Annotated in this window: 1 pseudogene; it reads left to right on the top strand. The window is 42.9% G+C overall.

Going from position 1 to position 333, the window contains the following annotated elements:
- Window positions 1–23: 23 nt before the first annotated feature.
- Window positions 24–333, top strand: a pseudogene (locus AC0QH1_RS09275) (RNA-guided endonuclease TnpB family protein); the annotation flags it as partial.

Raw genomic sequence — 333 nt, 5'->3', positions numbered from 1 at the left:
GGAAGTTTGACTTGCATCGCCTCATGGCTTCTAATCGTCATTTTCAAGCGATGTATTCTCAATCGGCCCAGCAGTGTTTAACCACCGTTGCTGAATCGTTTAAGTCATTTTTTGGGCTACTCAGAGGAATCACTAAAGGTACAGTGACGCAGAAACCGAAACTTCCTAACTACAGAAAGCCAGGGTTGAATCTCGTCACCTATCCGAAACAAGCGGTCAAACTAAAAGAATCAGGTTTGAAGTTTCCTCTAGGAAGACTGGTTAAAACTTGGTTTGGAGTCGATAGTTTCTATCTGCCAATGCCGTCCAACTTAAATTCCCAAGAAATTCGAG

Source organism: Phormidium sp. CCY1219, assembly GCF_055795085.1.
The sequence above is the reverse complement of the archived record's forward strand: the minus strand, read 5'-3'. Positions and strand labels throughout refer to the sequence as shown.